At 75.0% G+C, this 7,676-nt stretch carries 4 protein-coding genes and 1 pseudogene; all 5 read right to left on the bottom strand.

What is annotated here, in order from left to right:
• Positions 1 to 917: hypothetical protein (locus I6A81_RS03225; protein ID WP_203010089.1), on the bottom strand; the 917-nt coding region annotated here is incomplete at its 3' end.
• 226 nt (positions 918 to 1,143) lie between these two features.
• Positions 1,144 to 3,360, bottom strand: a complete 2,217-nt coding sequence (locus I6A81_RS42950; RefSeq protein ID WP_407661239.1) for a type IV secretory system conjugative DNA transfer family protein — start codon at positions 3,358 to 3,360, stop codon at positions 1,144 to 1,146.
• Positions 3,357 to 4,235, bottom strand: coding sequence for a hypothetical protein (locus I6A81_RS03215; protein WP_203006127.1), 879 nt, complete (start codon positions 4,233 to 4,235; stop codon positions 3,357 to 3,359). The genes I6A81_RS42950 and I6A81_RS03215 overlap by 4 nt, the downstream gene beginning before the upstream one ends.
• A gap of 346 nt (positions 4,236 to 4,581) precedes the next feature.
• Complete coding sequence (locus I6A81_RS03210; RefSeq protein ID WP_203006128.1) at positions 4,582 to 6,261, bottom strand: hypothetical protein; 1,680 nt, start codon at positions 6,259 to 6,261, stop codon at positions 4,582 to 4,584.
• Positions 6,262 to 7,252: 991 nt separating this feature from the next.
• Positions 7,253 to 7,676 (bottom strand): annotated as a pseudogene (locus I6A81_RS03205) (murein transglycosylase); the annotation flags it as partial.

The raw sequence follows: 7,676 nt of genomic DNA, 5'->3' as shown, positions 1-7,676 counted from the left end.
GGGTGGTGCGGCGGTTCGCTGGTCGGGGGTGGGTCTGGCTGCGGGGTCGGGGGGTCGGCCAGGTGCGGGGTGGGTGGGGTGTCGGGCCGGGGTGGGAGGCAGATGTCGGGGAGCTGGTCGGGGGTGTGGCGGGCGGCGAGAGCGGCGAGGACGGCCGGCGGGGTGTCGGGGGCCAGATCGGCGACGTGGGGGCCGAGCCGCTGGTGGAGGTGGTGGGCGGGCAGGGCGAGGGCGGCGTGGAACTGGTCGGTGGGGACCAGGAGCCAGCCGTGGCCGGGAGCGCCGACGACGGCGTTCGGGCCGTGGTAGGCGACGGAGACGGTGACGGGTGGTTCGGCGGGCACGACCGGGACCGGCGGGCCGTCGCGGCTGGTCGGCGCCTTGTGCGGCCCGGTCGGGTGGTCGGTGCGCAGGGCGGCGCGCAGCTGGGCCTGCTGGGAGGCGCCGTGGGCTTCGGCGAGGGTGGGGAACGGGCCGTGCAGGATGAGCGCGTGGCGGTCGGCGGCGTGCAGGTAGCCGTACCAGGTGGCGTGCCAGAGTTCGCGGACCTGTCGTTCGGGTTCGACGCGTCGAACGACGCCCACCCGTCGGCCGGTCGCCGGTGGCGGGGTGGTGACGGTGCGGGTGGTGAAGGTGGCGACGGCGATCAGGTCACCGAGTTCGGTGACCGGCGGGACCTGGAAGCCGCGGTTCGAGGGGCCGGGGCGCCACAGTTCGTGGGCCCAGCCGGTGGGGCTGGTGGCGTCGGGCCAGTAGGTCAGGACGCGGGTGTGGCCGCCGGGTGGTGGGCTGATCGGGACGTCGAGCAGGAGGCCGGAGGTGTGGAGCCGGCAGCTGACCAGCGCGGGGTCAACGGGCCTGGGCGGCCGGGCCGGTGCCCGTGGGGCCGAGGGTGGGGCGGGGCGAGGGCTGGTCATGGTGCCAGGCCTGGTGATTCGGTGCCGGCCGGCGGCGGCGTGGCGCCGCCGGCCGGCGGGCCGAGCGGGCCGGCGGTGACCGGGTGGAGACGCCACCAGTCAGCCGGGACCTGGACACACAGCGGATAGGAACCGGCGTCGACATACTGCGGGCCGCCCCGCCCGTCGCCGCCGGACCGGTCCGGCCTTCCAGGAGCGGTGGGAGTGGCGGGCCTCGAGATCGCGATCATCGACGGCTCCGCGGGGCCGGCCGGCGCCGCCACCAGCCGCGCACCCTCGGCCTGTGTCGCGCGGCTTCGGCCTCGGCCTTGGTGTCGCCCGTGCCGGCGGCGAGGCGGCGCAGGCCGGGGTCGCGGAACCAGTAGCGGCCCCGCAGATGGATCGGCGGCAGGGTGCGGTGGATGAGCAGCGCCTCGCCGGGCGCGACCTGGCGCAGCAGCGCGGCCGGCAGAAGCTCCAGCCGGGTCGGCTGCTCGGACATCCCCGTCCGCCCGCCGGCGGTCAGGCCCGTGTCCGCGGACATGGAACGGGCGGCGACATGCTCCTGGCCGAGCAGGGACGCGGCGTAGTCGAGGCTGGACCGGTCCGACAGGCCGGAGAAGAAGACCTTCGTCGGCGCGTTGGACACGACGATGTCTGCCTTCGGGCCGTAGGCCGCGTCGATCTGCGCCTTCGACTGGTACAGCAGCATCAGCACGACGCCCAGGCCGGCGCAGGTCGAGATCCGCGACGGCAACGACCGCATCGGCCAGTTCCCGGCCTCGTCGATCACGACCAGCAGCGGCGGGTCCAACGCCACCCCGGTCCGGCCGACCCGGGCGTAGATCTCCCGCAGCAGCTCGTCGACCAGCCCGCCGAGCACCGGCGCGAGCCGTTCGGCGTCGTCCAGGTCCGCGCACAGATACAGGCTGTTCACCGGGCCCGTGACGGGAACGGGCGCCGGGTCGGCGCGCCGCGTCCGGCGCGCCCGAAGCCACCACCGCGCCAAGGCGCGCCTCGCGCCGGCGGTGTCCGCATGCTCGGCGTCGGTCGCGCGCCGGTCCGCCGCGCCGATCCGGCGCGCGTCCGGACCAGGCCGGGCGGCGTCTGGCGCGAACAGCGCGCCGTCGGAGCCGGCGCCCCAGCCCGCGTCGCCGTCAAGATCACCCTGCGGGAACGCGCCGCCGTCGGGGAGCGCCCACCACGGCGCGCTGAACGCGCCGCCGGCCGCCGCCGTGGCGGTGGTGCCCAGCAGCCAGTCCAGGTCGATCCGCGCGCCGGGGACGGGGACGGCGCTGCGCGCGACCGACGGCTCCTGCCAGGGCCGGATCATCTGCCGCGCCACCAGAAAGTACGAGGACAGCTGGCGGGCGTCCGACCCCCACACCGCGGTCAGCGCCTCGTGGACCTGGCGGCCCTCGGCGGCGACGTCGGGGTCAAGGTGGCGCGCGAACGTGCTGGCCAGGCTCAGGACCGTCTTCTGGTCCTGCCTGGTGATCCAGCCCACGACGCTGTCCATGCCCAGCCCGGCCTGGGCCGCGAGCCAGAACAGCAGGCCGACGAGGTCCTCGCCCGCCGACGTCCAGAACGCCATGTCCCCGGAGCCGCCGCTGTTCCAGTCGGTGGCGGCCGCGACCGACCGGGCGGCACGCCGCGCCCCCGCCAGCCGCCGCGACACCGCCAGCGGAGACCAGCCCGCCGAGCTCTGGTCGGTGGCGCCGGCCGGGTCGAACACCCGCACCTCGCCCAGCGCGCGCCGCCGGGCCTCGGTCGCGCCGAGCAGGTCGGTCTTGACCGACACCGCGATCAGCGGCCCCTCCCACTCCAGGATCGCGGGAACGGCGAGGGCGGCGGTCTTGCCGCAGCGCGTCGGCCCGAGCGCGAGCACCGCCCCCCGGTCCGACCGCCGCCGGGCAGCGGGCCGGCGCAGCCGGCGCGGCACGGCGTCGCCCAACGGCCGCGCGGCGTCCTCGGTCGCCACCAGCCGCGACCGGCCGCCGGCCGTCACACGACCCAGCACGAGCCGGCCGGCGGCCGGGCCGGCGACGAGCAGCGGCGCGAGATCGCGCAGCCGGGCGAACCGGGCCTCCGGGTCCAGGCCCATGCGCCGCCGCCGTTCCACTCCAACCCGGCGGCTCGTCACCGCCAGCAGGACCGCGATCGCGGCCACGGCCACGGCGATCGGCACCGCGGAGGCCGCCCAGTAGCCCGCCGCCCCGGGCAGCCGCGCGGCGACCGCCGCCGGCCAGGCGTCAGCCGGCCGGGCGGGATGGGCGACCAGGCCAGGCAGCGCCAGGAACGTGTCACGTGCCCCGATCGGCAACCAGCGGTGGTCACCGAACAGCAGGGCGGCCAGCTGCGCGCCCCACCACACCGCCACCGCCGACGCCCCGGCCATCGCGGCGCCGCCCAGCACCAGCGCCTCGGCCGGCACCGGCGCCGCCGCGGACGACCGCGCGCTCACGACGACACCCCGGCGGGCAGCAGCGCGGCGCGCAGCGCCCCGACCGCCGCGTCGCGGCGCGCGCGTACCGCGCGCGGCGTCACCCCGTCACGGGCGGCCAGCTCCGCCGGCGACAGCCCGACAAGACCCAGCTCGGCCAGCACCCGCAGCCGCTCGGCCGGCACCCCGGCGGTGCGGCCGTCCACCAGCACGGTGAACAGCTCGGCCAGCGCGCCGCGCGGCGCGCCGCCTTCCCTGGCCGTCGTGGAGGCGTCGCCGTCGGCCGCGGGCCTGGTAGCCGTCGTCAGCCGCGGGCGGTGTCGTAGGCCGGGCACGGCGTCGCGTTCCGGCTGCGTGAGGGCGTGCGGGAGGAGACCGGCGGGAACGGTCCGCCGCCGCAGGGCCGGGGTGTAGCCGCACACCGGGGCGACGGCGTCGTGGACCAGGTTCGCCGCCACCTTGGCCGGGCGGCGCTCCAGCGGGTAGCAGCGGATCCGGATCCACGCCGCCCCGACCAGCTCGGCGAACACCTCGCCGAACGCCGCCCGCCGATGCCGGCAGGAGCGCCACGCCGCCGCGGTCAGCGCCGGGACGACCCGCTCCAACACCACCCGCGCCGCCGCCAGATCCCCCGCCACCGCCCAGCGCACCAGCCCGGCCAGCACCCGATCCGCCGCGGCGACGGGCACCGCCAGGTCCCGGCCGGCCGAGGCGAGCAGCACCGCGACCGATCCGGTATGCGCGGCCAGCACCGGGTCGGTCGACCAGCGGGCCAGGCCCGCGGCCGCTTCAGATCCTTCGGCCCACCGTTCCCACTCGTCCTGCCATCGCCGCAGCACCGGCGACCGCGGCACGAACACCTGAGGGCCGGCGTCCGGCCCGTTGCGCATCGACATGACACGCCACGGTCCGGACCGGCGGCATCCGGCCGGCCCTCGCGAGGGCCATCGCCAAGGCCCTCGCGCATCCGCCGTCCTCGCGAACGCCCTCCCGGAGGCCCTCGCGACGGCCACCCCCGAGGCCATCGCGAAGGGCATCCGCCCAGGTCAGGACTACTCGGCGAGCCGTGCAAGGCCAACAGCACCTACCGCGTCGACGGGGCGCCGGGGCTTGCGCAAGCCCCGGCACCCGGGCCATGCCGCCAGCCAGGGAACCGCGCCGCGGGTCAGGACGCCGCGTCGCCAGCCAGGCACTATCGGCCAGGACCTGCGCTGCCGATGGCCTGGGCCGTCTGGGACACAGTTACCTCGGCTCTTTCCTGACCAGGCCGCAGCGGCGCGCGACGTCCAGCGCGTCGGGCAACTCGCCGTGGCGGGCCAGCACCATCGCGGCGCGGCCGGCCACCCGCCGCGTACTTTCAGCATCTGGTGCCGCGTCGAGCATGGCGGCGAGTAGAGCGGAATCGGCGACCCGCTCGGCGAAGCGCGCAATGGCGACGACCTGGCGGCGGCGGTCGGCGGGCACTGCCGCCACAGCGTCCGGCACGACCGCGCGAGCCTCGGCATCGAGGGCCGGTAGCAGCGCGTCGGCGATCCACCAGGAACCTCGCCACAAGGTGGCTGTCACCAGACGGGTGAACAGCTCGCGATCCCGTGTCGCCAGCCTGGTGCGGCCGGCCAGCTGGGCCAGCACCAGGCTCACCCGCGAGTCGGTTCGCTTGCCGGCGGCCCGCGCGTACACCGGGTCGAGCGCGGTGGCGTCGCCCGTTTCGATGATCACGGCGCCGAGCCCGGCGTCGGCCAGCAGCTCCCGCGACCCCGTGTCCCGCAGGCGCGCCCGCAGCCGCGGCACGTACACGTCGACAATCTCGGTGCGCAGCTGCTCGTCAGCCAGGGCATGCGCGAGCGGTACGACGTCCGCGACGACGGCGGCAAGCTGGTGGATGTTGCCTGGGCTGGCCAGTACGTCCAGCACGGCGCGGAGCCGCTCTGGAGTCGCCGCCTCTCGCCGGCCGTCAAGCCAGCGCAGCACCTCAAGGGCAAGCGGGTCCGGCCCGTATCCCGAGATGCGGCCGTCCCGTAGCCGGCTCAGGATGACAAGCGCATCATCGACTCGCTCCAGTGCCAGGAACAGCCGGGCGAATCGGTGATGGTAGATCATCTGTATGTCGCGGCTACGGTCCCCCTTCGGGCACTTCCGGAACGCGGCCACGAGCGCCTTTGCCCGCTTCGGGGTGAGCCCCGGCGTCGCCAGCGTCAGCAGCGCGAGCTGCTGCTGACTCGGGCCGAGCCGGGTCGCCAGCGTGAGCGCGTCGTCGAACCGGTCTGCCGCGACGAACGCGGCGACAAGCCGCTCACCATCGACATCCCTGACGGTTCCGCAGCGCCGGTCAGTCTCCGCGAGGCCGAGGGGTCCCAACAGGGCGGCTGCCGCGGCGAGGCAGGGCTGGTCGTCCCCGTCCAGCAGCGCCGACCAGCGGTCGAGATACCCGGGCTCACCGATGTGCGCTTCGGCAAGTGCCGCGAACACCGCCGAGATGCGCGCGGCCCGATGGGGGGAGCCGCGGTACTCGTCCGGCCGGATCATCAGCACGGCCCGAAGCAGAGCCGCCTCCGCGTCCGGGTTGCCGGCCACGAGGCGTGCGAGCATCCCGGCGACCGCGTCCTCGGGGCCGTTGCGCCCGCTTGCGAACGGACGGTACGGGTGCTCGCCGCCGAGTGCGGCGGTCGCGACCTGCACAGCCTGCTCGCCGGTAAGGATTCGAGGCGCCGCTTCGGCGAACTCATCCGGTAGCCAGCCGTCCAGGCATGCCGCCAAATCCACGGCGGCACCGGCGTGGTCACCGCCGTCGAACCGAGCCACCGCCCAGTCGACCCGATCAGCCGAGTCCATCTTCCACTCGGACGGCACTGCGCCAGCGCGCGCGAGGGCGGATCGGGCGCGGTCGGCGAGGTCGGTAGAGGTGCTCAAGTCGACTGGCACGCGCCGACTTTACCCAAATCGGGGCACCTGCACGGTCCAGGATTGCTCTCCATTGTTCCGGTGTGTACTGGGCGGAATATCTGCTGCCTTTCAACGCGCCGAGTCTCTTTGGCCTCGACTATTCTGACGGCGGTGCGGCGAGCCCTCCACGCGACGGTGTCGTCAGATTCGCCGGCAGGATGCCGCGACCTGCCGGCCTGAGGTGAGACGGACGCTGTCTTCCACCTTCTGGCCGGGCGTGCCCAGGTGATCGCTGGTAGGTCAGGTTCCGGTGGTCATAGCGGTGTCGGTGCCGGCGAAGAGCCATTCGTCGAGGGTGAGGTGATGGTCGACCGGTGCGGTGCGGGCGCCGACCTGCCAGAGGGCGGTGAAGGGTGGGAGTCGGTCGAGTAGTGCCGCTTGGCGGTGGGTGAGGCCCATATCGGCGAGGAGTCGGGCGACGTTCTCGGGGTTCTGATGGAGGTAGACGCGGACCGAGATGGTGTTCAGGAGGCCTTCGGCGGTCCGGGCACCGCCGCGGCTCGCGTCGGCGGCCTGGGTGTTCAGGTCGGCGATTGAAGAGCGCGACGTGCCCGGGCGGTGTCGACTCGTGCACGTCGTCCGGCCGCAGGCCCAGCAGTGCTTCAGCGTGCCAGGGCACCAGTTGCGTGGCCACCCAGAAGGGGGAGACGAGCGGGAAGCCAGGCAACCGTCCGAGCACCTTGTCGAGAAGCGACGTCCCGTCGATGCAGAGGTCGAGCACCGTCAGAGTGGGCCGAGGCCGATCCTCAGGCCAGCGGCGGCCCGCGCGTTCACGAAGCAGGTTGTGGGTTCGGGGCTGCATGCTCAGCACCGAGATCCTTCGCTCCGTCACCGGACCAGTGTGCGCTCGACGGGCGCCGCGTTGAGCCGGGCCGAGGCGGGACGCAAGGAGCTGCCGTCGGGGGCGACGTGTCCTGCGCCGGCACCTGGCCATCTTGCGTCGTCGGGGGTGGCCGGCTCGCGGGGGCGGCTAGGAGAGTGGCCTGGTCGAGGTGGTGGTGTCGGGGGTCGGTGTGGCTGTGTCCGGGTGGGTGACGCCGGTGACGACGACGGTGGCCGCGATCGTCGGGGGGCAGCCGGGTGGGGTGGCTGTCAGGGTGAGGGTGATGGTCGTGGTCTGGCCGGGGGAGATGAGCCGGTCGAGCGGGAGACGGGCGAGCAGGGCCGCGTCGGTCGAGGGCCGGGTGGGCAGGGTGGTGTCCGCCTGGGCCACCAGCCGGCTGGTGCTGTCGCGGGCGTCGACGTGGAGGGCGACGGTCTCGTTGGTGGTCGGGGTGTTCGTGGTGGTGTAGCGGCCGGTGAGGTCGAGGGTGGTGGCGCTGATCGTCGCGGTGAGGCTGCTGGGGGTCAGGGTGATCGCGGTGCAGGTCGGCGCCGTGGTCGAGGGGGTGGGG

The organism is Frankia nepalensis (assembly GCF_016786325.1).
Taxonomy (GTDB): Bacteria; Actinomycetota; Actinomycetes; order Frankiales; family Frankiaceae; genus Pseudofrankia; species Pseudofrankia nepalensis.
The sequence above is the reverse complement of the archived record's forward strand: the minus strand, read 5'-3'. Positions and strand labels throughout refer to the sequence as shown.